The sequence below is a fragment of the Pseudomonas sp. E45-MNA-CIBAN-0222 genome (assembly GCF_040310405.1).
Lineage (GTDB): Bacteria > Pseudomonadota > Gammaproteobacteria > Pseudomonadales > Pseudomonadaceae > Stutzerimonas > Stutzerimonas stutzeri_AC.
Genome location: NZ_JBEOPU010000007.1, coordinates 154,499 through 169,230 on the forward strand (window position 1 = coordinate 154,499; position 14,732 = coordinate 169,230).

Annotated in this window: 15 protein-coding genes and 1 pseudogene; 9 read left to right on the forward strand and 7 right to left on the reverse strand. The window is 61.4% G+C overall.

Translation table 11 applies throughout. From position 1 onward, the window contains the following. The first annotated feature begins 316 nt into the window (after positions 1 to 316). The gene (locus AAEZ08_RS12625) at positions 317 to 1,228 is read left to right on the forward strand and encodes an SDR family oxidoreductase (RefSeq protein ID WP_058063899.1); all 912 of its coding nucleotides are present in this window, start codon (positions 317 to 319) and stop codon (positions 1,226 to 1,228) included. A 44-nt stretch (positions 1,229 to 1,272) separates the two neighbouring features. On the opposite strand, the gene dauA is transcribed toward AAEZ08_RS12625, so the two are convergent. Further along, positions 1,273 to 3,003: a C4-dicarboxylic acid transporter DauA gene (dauA, locus tag AAEZ08_RS12630; RefSeq protein ID WP_500124396.1), complete on the reverse strand. Its 1,731-nt coding sequence runs from the start codon at positions 3,001 to 3,003 to the stop codon at positions 1,273 to 1,275. A 192-nt stretch (positions 3,004 to 3,195) separates the two neighbouring features. Here dauA and AAEZ08_RS12635 point away from each other — a divergent pair, with 192 nt between their 5' ends. Together AAEZ08_RS12635 and mqo are read left to right on the forward strand one after the other, a co-directional pair. Further along, entirely contained in the window at positions 3,196 to 3,483 is a 288-nt protein-coding gene (locus AAEZ08_RS12635) for a PA4642 family protein (protein ID WP_003285840.1), read from the forward strand. 330 nt (positions 3,484 to 3,813) lie between these two features. Beyond that, complete coding sequence (gene mqo, locus AAEZ08_RS12640; RefSeq protein ID WP_256054825.1) at positions 3,814 to 5,319, forward strand: malate dehydrogenase (quinone); 1,506 nt, start codon at positions 3,814 to 3,816, stop codon at positions 5,317 to 5,319. 103 nt (positions 5,320 to 5,422) lie between these two features. Here the strand turns inward: mqo and AAEZ08_RS12645 are convergent, their stop codons facing one another. Then, positions 5,423 to 5,614, reverse strand: coding sequence for a hypothetical protein (locus tag AAEZ08_RS12645; protein WP_500124397.1), 192 nt, complete (start codon positions 5,612 to 5,614; stop codon positions 5,423 to 5,425). 167 nt (positions 5,615 to 5,781) lie between these two features. Between AAEZ08_RS12645 and AAEZ08_RS12650 the strand changes: the two genes are divergently transcribed. Continuing rightward, positions 5,782 to 6,366 (forward strand): YajG family lipoprotein, encoded by a 585-nt coding sequence (locus AAEZ08_RS12650; protein ID WP_003285844.1) that lies wholly within the window; start codon positions 5,782 to 5,784, stop codon positions 6,364 to 6,366. Between the two features lie 141 nt (positions 6,367 to 6,507). Here the strand turns inward: AAEZ08_RS12650 and AAEZ08_RS12655 are convergent, their stop codons facing one another. After that, a complete protein-coding gene (locus tag AAEZ08_RS12655; protein WP_003285845.1) occupies positions 6,508 to 7,857 on the reverse strand; it encodes a DUF1329 domain-containing protein in 1,350 nt (449 codons plus the stop codon). Positions 7,858 to 8,251: 394 nt separating this feature from the next. On the opposite strand from AAEZ08_RS12655, the gene AAEZ08_RS12660 reads away from it, so the two are divergent. Continuing rightward, the gene (locus AAEZ08_RS12660; protein WP_003285846.1) at positions 8,252 to 8,548 is read left to right on the forward strand and encodes a hypothetical protein; all 297 of its coding nucleotides are present in this window, start codon (positions 8,252 to 8,254) and stop codon (positions 8,546 to 8,548) included. A gap of 85 nt (positions 8,549 to 8,633) precedes the next feature. On the opposite strand, the gene AAEZ08_RS12665 is transcribed toward AAEZ08_RS12660, so the two are convergent. Next, positions 8,634 to 9,800: a 1-acyl-sn-glycerol-3-phosphate acyltransferase gene (locus AAEZ08_RS12665; RefSeq protein ID WP_181066200.1), complete on the reverse strand. Its 1,167-nt coding sequence runs from the start codon at positions 9,798 to 9,800 to the stop codon at positions 8,634 to 8,636. Between the two features lie 240 nt (positions 9,801 to 10,040). Between AAEZ08_RS12665 and AAEZ08_RS12670 the strand changes: the two genes are divergently transcribed. From AAEZ08_RS12670 to AAEZ08_RS12680, 3 genes are read left to right on the forward strand one after another with little or no spacing between them, the layout of a single operon-like run. Further along, the gene (locus AAEZ08_RS12670) at positions 10,041 to 10,223 is read left to right on the forward strand and encodes a CPXCG motif-containing cysteine-rich protein (RefSeq protein WP_003285849.1); all 183 of its coding nucleotides are present in this window, start codon (positions 10,041 to 10,043) and stop codon (positions 10,221 to 10,223) included. Further along, positions 10,223 to 10,483, forward strand: coding sequence for a putative signal transducing protein (locus AAEZ08_RS12675; protein ID WP_003285850.1), 261 nt, complete (start codon positions 10,223 to 10,225; stop codon positions 10,481 to 10,483). The genes AAEZ08_RS12670 and AAEZ08_RS12675 overlap by 1 nt, the downstream gene beginning before the upstream one ends. Positions 10,484 to 10,494: 11 nt before the next feature. Next, positions 10,495 to 11,112, forward strand: coding sequence for an SOS response-associated peptidase (locus AAEZ08_RS12680; protein ID WP_003285851.1), 618 nt, complete (start codon positions 10,495 to 10,497; stop codon positions 11,110 to 11,112). Positions 11,113 to 11,133: 21 nt separating this feature from the next. On the opposite strand, the gene AAEZ08_RS12685 is transcribed toward AAEZ08_RS12680, so the two are convergent. Beyond that, positions 11,134 to 11,976, reverse strand: a complete 843-nt coding sequence (locus AAEZ08_RS12685) for a methyl-accepting chemotaxis protein (RefSeq protein ID WP_500124461.1) — start codon at positions 11,974 to 11,976, stop codon at positions 11,134 to 11,136. 15 nt (positions 11,977 to 11,991) lie between these two features. Then, positions 11,992 to 13,263 (reverse strand): annotated as a pseudogene (locus AAEZ08_RS12690) (methyl-accepting chemotaxis protein); the annotation flags it as partial. Positions 13,264 to 13,393: 130 nt separating this feature from the next. Here AAEZ08_RS12690 and AAEZ08_RS12695 point away from each other — a divergent pair. Continuing rightward, positions 13,394 to 14,212 carry a M48 family metallopeptidase gene (locus AAEZ08_RS12695; protein ID WP_003285853.1) on the forward strand — a complete coding sequence of 273 codons (819 nt, stop codon included), beginning with the start codon at positions 13,394 to 13,396 and terminating at the stop codon, positions 14,210 to 14,212. A gap of 22 nt (positions 14,213 to 14,234) precedes the next feature. Here AAEZ08_RS12695 and AAEZ08_RS12700 read toward each other — a convergent pair whose 3' ends face one another. After that, positions 14,235 to 14,678, reverse strand: coding sequence for an ester cyclase (locus AAEZ08_RS12700; RefSeq protein ID WP_003285854.1), 444 nt, complete (start codon positions 14,676 to 14,678; stop codon positions 14,235 to 14,237). Positions 14,679 to 14,732: the final 54 nt, after the last annotated feature.

Below are 14,732 nucleotides of genomic sequence, written 5' to 3' on the forward strand. Positions count from 1 at the left end.
CTGGTTTGGCACTTGCCTCAGGGGTTTGGAAAACGATTTTATCGGGCGTCGAAGAACGTCGTACTTATTCACCAAAGCTGTGGAAAACTCTGTGTGTAGTCTGGGTAAATACCCTCGTGGCCCTGTGCCCACGCCGTCGCCAATCACATGATTGAAAATCGCTCACTAGCCTGGACCGGCGCAAGGCGAGGTTCGGACATCCCCGAGTCTTATGCCGCAGCATTCATTTCTGGGCGGTTAGTTGTGAGGGGCCGGCGCCTGAACGACACTCGCTGCTCTGAATTCAACCAATAAGAAACCGCTTAGGGAGTTTCCCATGACTGATGCCATCCGCTTCGAAGACAAGGTAGTGATTGTGACCGGCGCCGGTGGTGGGCTCGGGAGAGCCCATGCGCTGCTGTTCGCTCGTCACGGTGCAAAGGTCGTGGTCAACGACCTGGGCGGCAGTGCCCAGGGCGAAGGCGCCAACAGTTCCGCTGCCGATCGCGTGGTGGAGGAAATTCGCCAGGCGGGCGGTACCGCCGTAGCCAATCATGATTCGGTTACCGATGGCGATCGGATCGTGCAGCAGGCCCTTGATTCCTTCGGTCGCATCGACGTAGTGGTGAACAACGCCGGCATTCTGCGCGACAAGACCTTTCACAAGATGGAGGACGCCGACTGGGATCTGGTCTATCGCGTGCACGTCGAGGGCGCTTACAAGGTCACCCGTGCAGCCTGGCCGCATATGCGTGAGCAGAATTATGGGCGAGTGATCTTTACCGCTTCGACGTCTGGCATCTATGGCAATTTCGGCCAGGCGAACTACGGCATGGCCAAGCTCGGTCTGTATGGGCTGACTCGCACGCTCGCACTGGAAGGGCGCAAGAACAATGTGCTGGTCAATGCCATCGCGCCAACCGGCGCTACCCGGATGACGGAAGGGCTGATCCCGCCGCAGGTGTTCGAGCAGCTCAAGCCGGAGCTGGTGAGTCCGCTGGTGGTTTATCTGGCCAGCGAGCAATGTCAGGAGACCTCAGGTCTCTTCGAGGTTGGCGGCGGCTGGATGGGCAAGGTGCGCTGGGAGCGCAGCCTTGGCGTGGGCTTCGATCCGAAGGCCGGCTTCGATGCCGAAGACGTCGCCGCGCAGTGGCAACAGATCTGCAATTTCGAAAATGCCGCGCACCCAGCCGATAACATGGAGGCGTTGAAGGAAATGATGGCCAACCTGCAAAAGCATGCCGGCTGATCTCGCTTCAGTTCAGCGCGCTGCCGGGTAGTCCGGCAGCGCGATCAGGCCGGGGCCTCGTCTGGCCCAGCCTGCAGCAGGCGCAGTGCTTTTTCTCGGGCCTGACTCAGATTGCTAACGTAGAGCAGGTGGCCTTGCAACCTGTGGATGCCGGCACGGCGCAGCTTCAGGCGGACCTGGGCATTGCTGCCACTGAGTATCAGCGTGACCCCTAACCGGCGGTAATCCACCAGCACGTTCTCCAGCGATGCCAGTGCAGTCATGTCCAGCATCGGTACCGCGCTGATATCGACGATCACCACTTTGACCTCGGGGTTGAAGCGCCGCAGGGCGCCCAGCGCCTTTTCCGCCGCGCCGAAGAACAGCGGCCCACGGATCGCATAGGTCGCGACGTGCTCGGGCATGTCTTGGAGGATCCGCCGTTGCTCGCGCGAGAGCGCGGTGGTATCGGTCAACTCGCTCATGCGCTTGATAAACAGTCCGGCCGCCAGCAACAGCCCGACGCCGACGGCCAGCACCATGTCGAACAGCACCGTGAGTGTCAGGCAGGTCAGCAGCACCAGCACATCGCTGCGCGGAGCGATACGCAGCACGTGCACCACGTGCGGGGCCTCGCTCATGTTCCAGGCCACCATTACCAGCAACGCAGCCAGCGCCGCCATTGGCAGATAACTGAACAGCGGCGCCAACCAGAGTATTGCCACCAGCACCACGCCGGCGTGGATGATCGATGCCAGCGGCGAGAAGGCACCAGCGCGGACATTGGTCGCGCTACGGGCGATGGCGGCAGTTGCGGTGATGCCGCCAAACAGCGGTGCGACCAGGTTACCCAGGCCCTGGCCTATCAGCTCTGCATTCGGTTCGTGATTGCTGCCGGTCATGCCGTCGGCAACTACTGCGCAGAGTAGTGATTCGATGGCCCCGAGCATGGCGATCGCAAATGCCGGGGCAAGCAGTTGGCGCAATAGCTCGTAACTCAGTTGCAGCGGCTGGCCGTCCGGGCCAGGCAAAAGCCATGGCCAGGCGAAGTCGGGCAGAAATGGTGGAATACCCGGATGGGTGACCCCGTCCAGCGTGTAACTGAAGCGCTCTCCCAGTGTCGCCACGGATAATCCGGACGACTCCAACAGCAGGCCAGCCAATGCGCCTACCGTCAACGCCACCAGATGCCCCGGTACTTTCGGTACCCAGCGCGGCCAGATGATCAGTACTGCCAGGCAAAGTGCAGCCACCAGAGCATCGCCAAGGTGTGCGCCTGGCAGCGAGCGGACCAGCAGGCCGACTTGCTCGACGTAGTGCTGTGGCTGTTCGGTAAGGGAGAGACCGAACAGGTCCTTGATCTGCAGGGTGGCGATGACGATGCCGATACCTGCGGTGAATCCCAGTGTGACGGGGTAGGGGATGAAGGCGATCAGACGGCCGGCGCGCAGCAGGCCAAGGGTGATCAGGATCAGACCGGCGAGCATGGTGCACAGCAGCAGACCGCCGAGACCGAACTGCTGGGTAATCGGCAGCAGGATCACCACGAACGCCGCCGTCGGCCCGGACACATTGAAGCGCGACCCCCCGGTCAGCGCGATCAGCGGCGCAGCGACCAGTACCGTGTAGAGGCCATGTTGTGGTGCCACGCCGACGGCGATCGCCAGTGCCATGGCCAGTGGAATGGCGATGATGCCCACCGTCAACCCGGCGCTAATGTCGCCGCGTAGGGCGCGGGCTCCGTACCCCAGGCGCAAGGTCTGATGCCATGCGGCAAATAAAGGGGGAAACTTCATGCCTGGGACGCTCCTTGTTCGCGAAGGCGCCATTATAGACGCGGGCAGCTCTTGTTATTTGTGCTGCAAGATCACCCGGTATGCTGGCGCGGCGATGTACGACCTTGGTCGCAAGCCGCCTTGGCGCGTTGAGTGAGTCGCCTGCGAGGAGTAAACTGCCGCCCCCGTGAGACCCCGTGGACCGGAGGCGGCATGCGTAAAGACAAGAAGCAGGTGATTGGCGACGAGATCGCAGATGAGTCGATCAAGCTGTTTCTTCAGCCTGAGCCGGCTGACGATACTCCCCCTTCGCTGCATAAGCTGATCAAGGCCTACCGTGGCCTTCGCGTCGATGATTTCGAGCGTTTTCTCGGCTTCTTCGTCGCTGCTGGCTACGATCTTGGCGCGCGGGATGGCAAGGGGCATGACTTTATCGACCTGGTCGCCGACCAGCGTCAGGCCAGGCCCTATATCGAATTGATCGAGGCCATGCGCGGCTGAACTGAGAGTCGCCATTTCGTATCGAACACAACGGCACCCTAGCCAGCCATGAACGGCAAGGCTGCGGCTGGCTACGGCAACATGATTCGCAATCGATTTCCTCGCAGTGTCCACCGTCGAGCCCTGGGTCAAGCCCGCTCCGGATGGATCGCAGCGAGAGGAAGGAGGCCAAAAGCCGCCCTTCCGACAGCTGGCAGGCAGCCTTTGGCTACCTGTTCTCGGGCACATGCTCCCGAGCAGCGGCACAGGCACACGCTCCGTTCCTGACCGTCTGGCTGGTGGGTTTTACGGGGCCGCGTACTGCGGTCACGACAGTTTAATGCTGTGATTCTGGAGAACGCGTTGATGACGCAACACGATAGCGAAGCAGTGGATATGGTGCTGGTGGGAGCCGGCATCATGAGTGCGACCCTCGCGGTACTGCTCAAGGAACTCGATCCCAATATCAAGCTGGAAATCGTCGAGCTGCAGGAATCCGGAGCCATCGAAAGCTCCAACCCGTGGAACAACGCCGGCACCGGTCACGCCGGGCTCTGCGAGCTGAACTACACCCCGGACAGCAAAGACGGCGCGATCGATATCAAGAAGGCCGTGCTGATCAACACCCAGTTCGAGGTCTCCAAGCAGTTCTGGGCCTACCTTGCCGACCGTGAAGGCTTCGGCTCTCCCCGTGATTTCATCAATCCCGTGCCGCACCTGAGCTTCGTGCGCGGCAGCAAGAACATCGACTACCTCAAGCGTCGCTTCGAAGCGCTGAAGACCCACCACGCCTTCGCCGACATGGTTTATACCGAGGACCGTGCGACGCTGGCCGAGTGGATGCCGCTGATGATGCCGGGCCGCGCTGCGGACGAGCCGATCGCGGCGACTCGCGCCATGAATGGCACTGACGTCAACTTCGGCGCGGTGACCAGCCAGATGCTCAGCTATCTGTCGCGTAGCGGCGGAGTCAAACTGTCCTACAACCAGAAAGTTACCGGTATTGACCGCACGGCCGGTGGCTGGACGGTGGACATCAAGAACACCCGCACGGGGGATTCGCGCCAGGTACAGGCCGGCTTCGTTTTCCTCGGTGCCGGTGGTGCTGCGCTGCCGTTGCTGCAGATGTCCGGCGTCGAAGAGGGCAAGGGCTTCGGCGGGTTCCCTGTCAGCGGCCAGTGGCTGCGTTGTGACAACCCTGAGATCGTCAAACAACATCAGGCCAAGGTCTACAGTCTGGCTGCAGTCGGTGCGCCGCCGATGTCGGTGCCGCATCTGGATACCCGCGTCGTCGACGGCAAGAAGTCGCTGCTGTTCGGGCCTTACGCCGGCTTCACCACCAAGTTCCTCAAGCGTGGTTCGTTCCTGGACCTGCCGCTGTCGATCCGTCCGGGCAACATCGGCCCGATGTTGGCTGTTGCTCGCGACAACATGGATCTTACCCGCTACCTGATCAAGGAAGTGCGGCAGTCCATGGAGGATCGCCTGGAGACGCTCCGTGGCTTCTACCCTGAGGCCAAGGCCGAGGATTGGCGACTGGAGGTCGCAGGCCAGCGCGTGCAGATCATCAAGAAAGATCCGAAGAAAGGCGGCATCCTGCAATTCGGCACCGAGCTGGTCGCCGCGAAGGATGGCACCATCGCCGCGCTGCTAGGCGCTTCGCCTGGGGCCTCGGTGACTGTTTCGATCATGCTCGACCTGCTCGAGCGCTGCTTCCCCGAGCAGTACCGTTCGCAGGCGTGGACGAGCAAACTGCAGGAGATGTTCCCGGCGCGCGAAGCCACGCTGCAGAACGATCCAGTGGCTTACCGCGAGATCAGCGAAATGGCTGATAAGCGCTTGGGGCTGGAGTACTGAGCCGCTAGGCCGGTCTAGTCTGAAGCATAAAGCCCCGTACCGTGCGTACGGGGTTTTTTTTGCATTGAGTTTGTCGGGGTGAGATCTGCCGTGCGCCATCCAGTCAGGCTGCCCGCAGGCAATTGGCGGGGAGTTGTTGGCCGATCCAGCTCAGACGCAGCTCCTGGATCTCGATCCAGCCCGCTCCTTCGGGCTTACCGGCACTGCTCAGCAGCATGCGGCAGCGACCATGCTCATCGAGCAGGGCAAAATGGCGGGGCTTGGGGCGGCGCAGTAGCGAGAGGATCTGTCGCATGGTTTTCGCTCATCGCAAGGGGATGCCTCTTTATCTCAGAGGTCTGTGACAGGCGCGTGAAATGAACGGTGGGGCGCCGCCGTTGGTCTGAATCGCATCACTGTCGGCACGTCGTGCTGCTGGGTATACTGCGCCCCACTCGTCGCCCCTAACCTGGAGAAAACAGCATGCTGCAACGCCTGTTGTTCGGTCTTGTCACCGTTCTTGGAATGAGTCTCGTGGGCTGTGCCCATAGCCCCCAGCAGCTCGATCCCAACCCAAAACTCAATGGCTCTATCAATCCTGTCGGTCAGGGCCAGCCGGTCGTCGTGCGGGTGGTCGATGGACGCCCGTCGCCGACTCTCGGTACCCGCGGCGGCCTTTACCCGGAAACCAGCGCCGTGATCGTGCCTGCCGCCAAGGTGCTACCAAAGCTCCAGGCGCAGACCGAAGCGGCAGTACGTCTGCTCGGCTTTACGCCGTCGGCCAATGCCTACAATGCGCCACAACTGACCTTGACCCTGGCGGAATTGAAATACCAGTCGCCGAAAGAGGGTTTGTACGTCACCGAGGCCAACGTTGGCGCGACGCTGAAGATTGAGGTACAGAATGCCGGCAAGCGCTACAACGGCCGTTATGGTGCGTCCCTGAATCAGCGTTTTGGCATGGCACCCAACGAGCAGACCAATACCAAGTTGGTCAGCGATGTTTTGAGTGATGCGCTGACCCGCGTTTTTCGGGATGAGAACATTGGCCGCTTGCTAGCCCAGTAAGCGTCGTTAGCACTGGGCCGTCTCACACGGACGGCTCATCCGAAACCCTGCCATGGCTGAGCCTGGCAGGGTTTTTCATTTTCAGGGTGCGGAAATGAAGACGCCCCGCGGGGAGCGGGGCGTCGAATGCAGCCAGTTGAATCAGCGCACGCCGGAGTTGCGCAGGGCGGCCGGGGTGTACTGGTTGGAGTTGGCCTTGTAGTTGTAGGTGTAGGGGTTCTTCTCTTCGTTCTTCATGCCCATGACCAGATAGCGGCCGGAGATGAGGTCGTAGAGGGTTTCCATCGAGTAGAGCGGAACCTGCACGTTATAGAAGTGCAGGTTATGCGCTTCGGCTACACGCCATAGTTGGTTGCGACCGTCATAGTGATCGACGACTGCGGCCTGCCAGGTGTCCTCATCGATAAAGAAGTGACGCTTGGCATAGATATGGCGCTCGCCGGTCTTCAGGGTCGCTTCCACTTCCCAGACGCGGTGCAGCTCGTAGCGGGTCAGATCCTGGTTGATATGGCCGGCCTTGATGATGTCGCTGTACTTGAGCTGCGGCGAATCCAGGCGATAGGCGTTGTACGGGATGTATAGCTCTTTCTTGCCGATCAGTTTCCAGTCGTAGCGGTCCGGCGCGCCATTGAACATATCCAGGTTGTCGGAGGTACGCAGGCCGTCAGCTGCAGTGCCCGGGCCGTCATAGGCAACCTGCGGGGCGCGGCGCACACGGCGCTGGCCGGCATTATAGATCCACGCCATACGCGGTTCCTTCACCTGGTCCAGTGTCTCGTGTACCAGCAGCACGTTGCCGGCCAGGCGGGACGGCTCGGTGACCTGCTGCTTGAAGTAGAACAGCACGTTGCCATGCTTATCGGGCTTGTAGTCGGTCAGGGTGTCGGTGTAGACGACTTCGTCGACGAACTTGACCAGGCTGAAATTGCCGTTCACCTGAGGCGTCGCCTGGGCGATCACCCGGCGTGCGGAGCCGCCGCGATAGCGGGTGATATGGTTCCAGATGACTTCCATGCCGTCTTTCGGGATCGGGAAAGCGATGGCTTTTTCGAAATTCTCCAGGCCGTTGCCGCCACGAACCATGTTGGTCTGCGTAGCGTTGCGCGCTGCAGCGTCATACACGTGCTGCGGCATGGCTGCGCTACGACGGGTCTCGTAGACCGGCAGGCGGTAGCTCTCCGGATAACGCTTGAACATGGCGATTTGGCCAGGTGTCAGGTTGTCCTTGTACTCCTCGAAGTTCTTCGCCGTGATGGTGAACTTTGGCTTGTCGTTGGGATAGGGGTCACCAACGAAACCGTCCGCAGATACCGCCGCGGCGTCCTGGGCCAGCCCGCCGGTCCAGGCAGGAATGGTGCCGGCGGCGTTGCCTGCCTTCTCTGCGCCGATCGGCGTCAGCTCGGCGCCAAGACGTGCAGCTTCGGATTCCGATACCGCGGCCATGACGTTACTGGCGAGCAGTGAAAGCGTGAGCGCCCCGGTTGTGAACATTGTTATTTTCATTATCTCGTCCTGTCGTTTTTAAATAGCTGTTTCCCCGTGGCGCGCAAAAAATGCTGACGCCAAGTGATACGGCGTAGTGACGCGTGCCGGCAGCGCCCTTCACTGGAAGGCATCCGCTCGGTGGCCATGCAATGCTTGCATCCACCGACGGCAATCGCGCTTGGCTGCCGCCCCCGCACACGCTCTAGTTCGCCGTTTCGAGGTATGCCGAGGGTGCGGGCGCACCTGGCCATTAGTCAAGGCCGACTGGTGAAGACCGTGCCATAAGCTGGCCTTATAGTAGTGCAGAGAGGTTGCCGCCCCGTCGGAAACGACGGAAATGGTACGCGTGGCTGGATAAGCTGCGCGGCTGCCTGGCGGGTCTGCAAAAGAGGATATCTGGATGGCGCTATATGCGCAGGTGGGACTGGTGATTGCCCAGCCGACGCTTCTCAATGCATTGGCGCTGGTCAGTGTGCTTTGCGGAAGCTGGTTGCTGCTGGCTACCCAATGGCGCGAGGCCCGCGCCCCGCGGCGAGCATTGACTACCTATACGCCGAAGGCTTCGCATCAGGTGGCATCGAACGGCACCGCAGCGAACGGCACTGCAACAAGACGCATCAACCAGGTGTTCTACAAGTGCGGTGTGGCTGGGCTGGTGATCGGCCTGACGCTTTCGATGGCTTCGCAGCTGCTTTGAAAAGCTCGTGTTGAAGGTTTGTGTTTGACGGCATTGTGGCTGACTGCAGGGCCCGTCGCAGTCTGTGCGCAGGGCCCAGCGCGTCTCAGGGCTCTAGCCCGGCGTTCAGGCGGTACTGGTTACGCACCGGCGTGGCGTACTGCTGAATCAGATAGGGTTGTTGTACGCTCGGGCAGGCGGCGAGGCGTTTGCTCCATTCGGCTTCGGCGCGCTCCACTTCCTCACGGCTGAACAGCTCGGCTGCGCTCGGTACCTGGATATCCGGATCTTGCTCATCCCAGAGGCGATAGGCCAGATAGTGCACTGGGAACAACCTATAGCTGCCGAGAATCTGACGATCGACCGCATTGGCCATCTGCTTGGCATCCTCGGGCACGCTCTCCATCGGCGTGCTGAAGGCAATATGCACACGGCCTTTGTAGCCGGTGATGCCCAAGGCGATGCTGGCATCGTCCTCACCCGGAGCCTTGTTGTAGGTCCCGGTAGTGGCGCGGATGTACAGCTCGCGTGCCTTGGCCTGATCGCACGGGTCGTACTCGTAGCTGATCGCCACCGGCACCGGTCGCAGCGCGGCGAGCGTTTCGGCAAAGGCCTCATCCTTGCGGCTCATGTGCAGCATCTTGAGGATCGCCGAGTCGGTGCGGTCATCACCATCCTTGGCGCGGCCTTCAGCCTGCGCGATCCAAACCGACTCCCCATCGTTGCGGATCGAGTGGTTGATATAGCCTGAAAGTACCTGATACGCCGCCAGCTTTTCCCGGCGGCCGGTAATGGACCGGCGTACGATGAAGCTCTTGTTCAGGCGCATCAGATCGCTGACGAAGGGCCGCTGTAACAGGTTGTCGCCAATGGCGATGCGTGGCGTACGGATGCCGGCCTGATAGACCGCATAGTTGACAAATGCCGGGTCCATGACGATGTCACGGTGGTTGGCCAGGAACAGATAGGCGCGGCCTTGCTGCAGCCGTTCCAGGCCGGAAAAGGTAACACCGTCGGTGGCTCTCTCAATGGTGCGGTCGATGTAGGCTTCGATCTTGTGCTGTAACGCATCCACTGTATGGATGCTGGCGAACTGTCGGCGCAGCCTGCGCGAGATGACTGGCTTGATCAGCCAGCCCATGCTGTCGGCCAGGCGCGGAAAGCGGAAGTGCGCCAGAATGTCTAGAAACTCCCGGTCGGCAAACAGGCGTGCCATGACTACCGGGACTTCGGCGTCGGCGTAGGGTCGGATGGCTTCGAATTCGTCCATCATGCTCTCTGTAAAGGAAACGAGGAACGGGCTGCAGCGCTGGGCAGGGCAATTCACGGAACGGGCCGGAGCCGGTTGGCTCATACTCTTCGAGTACAGCGGCTGTTCGCATGATTGCCGGCGAGGTCCTGCATGCGGCCCGGGGGCCTAATTGCAAGGCGCACCGAGTCAGTCTTCTTGTATGGGGTCGAGTCAACGACCTTCAAAGACGGCGATTATAGCGGCAAGTCACGTGGAGGATTGATGCTAGAAACACAGGTCTTTCAATGCCCCTACTGTGGCGAGCCGGTCGAAGCCGTGCTCGATCTGAGTGGCGGCGACCAACAGTACATCGAAGACTGTGCGGTGTGTTGCCGGCCAGTGCTGTTCGATCTGCGCACGGACGGTGAACAGTGGCAACTGGAAACCCTCAGGGAGGACGAGTGATGCAGCGTATTTACGAGCCGCGCGACCTGTTGGAGGCGGAGATGCTCAACGGCATGCTGATCGGCGAGGGCATCGAGGCCTTTCTGGCGGGCAGTCACCTGATCGGCGCCATGGGCGAGCTGCCCGCCGCCGGGTTGCTCGGGCTGATGGTGCCGGATGAGGATGCCGAACGGGCACGTCAGCTGATCGCTGCGTACAATGGCGCCGAGCCATTGCCGGGCGATGAACCGGAAAGTTATCCCGGCGAACTGATCTGCTGACGAGTGTTTCTATGTGCGGTCGCTACGCCCTTTTTCGTTGGAGCCAGGACTTCGCTGCCTTGCCCGGTTTCCCCGCTGATCAGCAGCCGCATTGGAGCCTTGCGCCTGGCGCTTCGGTGCTGTTGCTGCGCCAGGTAGATGCAGAATTGCAGCTGAGCCGGGTGCGCTGGGGACTTACACCGGCCTGGCTCACCGATCTGACGCGCACGCCCGCGCAGGCCCGCGCCGAAACCCTGGCTGAGCAACCGATGTTCCGTGATGCCTTGCGCCTGCGTCGTGGTCTGCTGCCGGCCAACGGCTTCTACGAGTGGCGGGGCACCGCACGAAAACGCCCTTACTGGATGACCAGCGAAGGTTCGCTGACCTACTTCGCAGCGCTCTGGGAAGCCTATCCAGTGCAGGGGCATACTTACCTCAGTGCTGCGGTCGTGACGCTGCCGGCGGCGACGCTGCGCCGGCCGTTGATACTCGATGAGGCCGGGCAGGCTGCCTGGCTCGATCCTGACACGCCGCTTGAGGCACTGAAGGCGTTGCTGGCTCAGCCCCAGCCAGCATTGCGTGAGCGCCCGCTCGCAACAGTGGTGAATGACCCGCGCATCAACGGGCCGGAATGCCTAACGCCGGCTTGAGCAGGCGTGCTGCTTACCTACTTACACCCTGAACTGATTGATTAGGCGGCGCTGCTGCTCGGCCAGGCGTGTCAGCCCGGCACTCGCTTGACTGGCTTCGTCGGCGCCGGCGGCGACTTGCTGGGCGACCTGGCCAATATTGGTGACGTTGCGGTTGATGTCTTCGGCGACCGCGCTTTGCTCTTCGGCAGCGCTGGCGATCTGGTTGTTCATGTCGTTGATCAACGAGACTGCCTGGGTGATTGCCTGCAAGGCTTCGGCTGCGGCGTCAGCCTGCTCGACGCTGCGTAGCGTACGGCTCTGGCTCTGCTCCATCACCTGCACCACGCTCCGCGTACCACTTTGCAGTTGCTGAATCATCTGCTGGATTTCGCCGGTCGCTTGCTGGGTCTTCTGTGCCAGGTTGCGTACCTCGTCAGCCACCACAGCGAAGCCGCGGCCTTGCTCCCCAGCTCGGGCTGCCTCGATTGCCGCATTGAGGGCGAGCAGGTTGGTCTGCTCGGCGATGCTGCGGATGGTGACCAGAATGGCGTCGATATTCTCGCTGTCTCGGGCGAGCGTCTGCACCACCTCAACCGCCTTGCCAATCTCGTCGGCCAGCTCGGTGATGGTGGAGCCGGTGTCCCGCACGATATGGCGGCCTTGGTTGGCCGCGCGATCCGCGTTATTGGCTGCCTCGGCAGCCTGGGTCGCATTACGCGCCACGTCCTGAGCGGTCGCCGTCATTTCATGCACCGCGGTCGCAACCAGCTCGATCTCCGCCAGCTGGGTCTGCACGCCTTTGTCGGTGCGAATGGCGATATCGGCCGTATGCTCGGAAGCGTCGCTGACCTTTTGAACGGAGGCGACTACCTCGCCGATCATGCCCTGCAGCCGTGCCAGGAAGGCGTTGAAGCCAGCGGCGATCTGGCCCAGTTCGTTGCGGCTGTCGATATTCAGACGTTGGGTGAGGTCGCCTTCGCCCTGGCCGATGTTGTCCAGCATCACCACCATGTCGCGTAGCGGGCGGGTGATGCGACGGCTGATCAGCCAGATGGCGAGCAGTCCAACAAAGGCGATCAGCACGCCGATGACCAGCATGGTGCCGAGATCGCTGCGGCTTTCCTCGCCGAGCGCGACCATCAATTGATCCAGTTCCTTCATTACTTCGGCAGTCGGCAGTTCGAGCATCAGCACCCAGCGGGCATCGGTACCGGGGAATGAGAATGGCAGCAGCAGTGCGACGCGGCCGCGAGCGTGATCGATGCGGTAGTGGGTCTGACCGGAGGGCAGTTGTTTGACCAGCGCCTGCTCATCGGCATCGAGAATTTGCGCTGCGGGTTTGCCAAGCAGGCTCTTGTCACGACTGTATGCCGCGAGGCGCCCATTGTTGGAGATCAGTGCGATCTGCCCGACACCGCCATATAGCTGGCTATTAGCGGCGCTCAGCAATTGCTGGATAAAGTCGACACTGATATCCGCGCCGACGATGCCCTGGAACTTGCCGTCAATGATGATCGGTGCGTTGAACGACGACAGCAGCTGCGTCTGGCCATTCATCTCATACGGCGCGGGGTCGCCGACGCAGGGCTTGAGTTGTTCACGCGGACACAGGTAGTACTCGCCGGCACGAACGCCGGTTTCCAGCAGGCTGGTGTCCTCGATGTCAGTGAGTCGCTCGACCAGCAACTTGCCGCTGGTGTCGCGGTAGATCCAGCTGGCGAAGCGGCCATTGACCATGCCCGGGGCGTCGCCGCGATACATCAGGTCATTGGCGTCTACCCCGTTAGGCTCCCAGGCGATATAGGTACTGGTGAGATTGGGATTCTCGGTCAGCGTCTGGCGCGCCAGGTTGATCAGTTCCTCGCGCGTGAGGTTGGCCATTGGCATACCCTCGTCGTCGCTGAGGCCGGTGAGGGTATGCACCCGGGCGAGGCCGGTGGCAATCTGCAGAGGTGCCTGTAGTTGTGCCTGGATGCGGCTGACCTGGGCTTGCGCCAGCGCCGTGACGCGCTGTTCGACCATGCCATCGATCAACGTGCGCGTGCGGTCCTCGACCAGCGCCTGGCTGCGCATGCCGGAAACCATCGCGTACAGCAGAAGCGCCGCGATCACGGCTAACGTGCAAGCACCGGCCAATGCCGCGAAGGCGGTCTGAATGGATCGGAACATGTGCGGTACTCCAGTTGCGTAGCGGATAAGTAGGCTATCGGCCGAATTTGCGACAACTGCAGCGGAGTCGCTGGTTGCCTGCCAGGTGGGGTCGCTCTAGGATACGGCGCAGGTTTACTGGAGAGACTCGATGTTCAAGCCGCACAGATTATCCATGCTTGTCGCTGCAGCCGTGCTGGCGGGGTGTCAGGCCGTCAACACCACCAGTGGCGGTGCCGTGGGTGTCGAACGCAAGCAGTACATGTTCAGCATGCTGTCGACCGACCAGGTCAACCAGATGTATGCCCAGTCTTATCAGGAGACGCTCAGCAAAGCTGCGAGCCAGGGCGTGCTGAAGAAGGACACCGCGATCGCCAAGCGGGTAAACGGCATAGCTCAGCGGCTGATCGCCAAGGTGCCGGTGTTCCGTCCAGATGCAGCGCAGTGGGCTTGGGAGGTTAACGTCATCGACAGCCCCGAGCTCAATGCCAACTGCGGCCCGGGCGGCAAGATCATTTTCTACACCGGCCTGATCGAGAAGCTGAAACTGACCGACGATGAGATCGCAGCGGTGATGGGGCACGAGATCGCGCACGCGCTACGTGAGCATGGGCGCGAGGCGATGTCCAAGGCTTATGGCGTGCAGATGGCGACCCAGCTGGGTTCGGCCATGGGTGTAGGCACTGGCGGCCTGCAGATGGCGAATATGGGTGTCGAGTATCTGATGACCCTGCCCAACAGCCGGGGCAATGAGAACGAGGCGGATCTGATCGGTCTGGAACTGGCTGCACGTGCCGGTTACAACCCGAATGCCGCGATTACGCTGTGGGAGAAGATGGGGGCCGCCGGTGGTTCGGCGCCGCCAGAGTTCATGAGCACTCACCCGTCGTCAACCACGCGCACTGCGGCGCTCAAGGCGAATATCCCGAAGGTCATGCCGCTGTACGAGCAGGCCCGTAGCGGCCGCTGAGCGATGCCTCGTCGCCGACCGCTCAGGCCGGCGACAGCAGTGCTGAAAGGGGTGTTTCGATGCCCAGTTGCTGATGCACGCCTTCGAGGTCGATGAGCGTGTGAATCTCCTCGATGTCCCCGGCTGGGCTGAGTGTCCAGACGCTCACCACAGCAATTGCAAGAATCTTGTCGGTTACCGAGTAGCCGAATTGTGGCGTGGCGAGTGTGCCCATCACGGTGCTCGAGGTTACTACCTTGTGTCCCTCGCAAATGCACTCATCCACAACCACTTCCAGATCCGGCATGGCCGCACGCACGTTACGCACGAGTTCGGCGAAGCCTGCGCTGTTCAGCGGCTGGCCAATGAGTGAGCCTTTATAGGCGAAATATTTGCTCTGCATCTGTTCGGAGAGGGCCAGTCGGCCCTTGTTCCAGCTCAGATCGATATGGTTGCAGACTCGTTTCTTGCGTCCATCCGCTGACATGCAGCCTATTCTCCTCGGGGCGCTGATGGTGCGCTGCGGTAGCGCACTCTATCA

Bases quoted from the DNA above. Each gene is read 5' to 3' on its own strand.
- AAEZ08_RS12675 (WP_003285850.1), top strand. From the start codon at position 10,223: ATGCAGCGTATTTACGAGCCGCGCGACCTGTTGGAGGCGGAGATGCTC.
- dauA (WP_500124396.1), bottom strand. From the start codon at position 3,003: ATGAAGTTTCCCCCTTTATTTGCCGCATGGCATCAGACCTTGCGCCTG.
- AAEZ08_RS12685 (WP_500124461.1), bottom strand. From the start codon at position 11,976: ATGATCGGCGAGGTAGTCGCCTCCGTTCAAAAGGTCAGCGACGCTTCC.
- AAEZ08_RS12645 (WP_500124397.1), bottom strand. From the start codon at position 5,614: ATGCGACAGATCCTCTCGCTACTGCGCCGCCCCAAGCCCCGCCATTTT.
- AAEZ08_RS12660 (WP_003285846.1), top strand. From the start codon at position 8,252: ATGGCGCTATATGCGCAGGTGGGACTGGTGATTGCCCAGCCGACGCTT.
- AAEZ08_RS12625 (WP_058063899.1), top strand. From the start codon at position 317: ATGACTGATGCCATCCGCTTCGAAGACAAGGTAGTGATTGTGACCGGC.
- AAEZ08_RS12695 (WP_003285853.1), top strand. From the start codon at position 13,394: ATGTTCAAGCCGCACAGATTATCCATGCTTGTCGCTGCAGCCGTGCTG.
- AAEZ08_RS12665 (WP_181066200.1), bottom strand. From the start codon at position 9,800: ATGATGGACGAATTCGAAGCCATCCGACCCTACGCCGACGCCGAAGTC.
- AAEZ08_RS12635 (WP_003285840.1), top strand. From the start codon at position 3,196: ATGCGTAAAGACAAGAAGCAGGTGATTGGCGACGAGATCGCAGATGAG.
- AAEZ08_RS12700 (WP_003285854.1), bottom strand. From the start codon at position 14,678: ATGTCAGCGGATGGACGCAAGAAACGAGTCTGCAACCATATCGATCTG.
- AAEZ08_RS12655 (WP_003285845.1), bottom strand. From the start codon at position 7,857: ATGTTCACAACCGGGGCGCTCACGCTTTCACTGCTCGCCAGTAACGTC.
- AAEZ08_RS12680 (WP_003285851.1), top strand. From the start codon at position 10,495: ATGTGCGGTCGCTACGCCCTTTTTCGTTGGAGCCAGGACTTCGCTGCC.
- AAEZ08_RS12650 (WP_003285844.1), top strand. From the start codon at position 5,782: ATGCTGCAACGCCTGTTGTTCGGTCTTGTCACCGTTCTTGGAATGAGT.
- AAEZ08_RS12670 (WP_003285849.1), top strand. From the start codon at position 10,041: ATGCTAGAAACACAGGTCTTTCAATGCCCCTACTGTGGCGAGCCGGTC.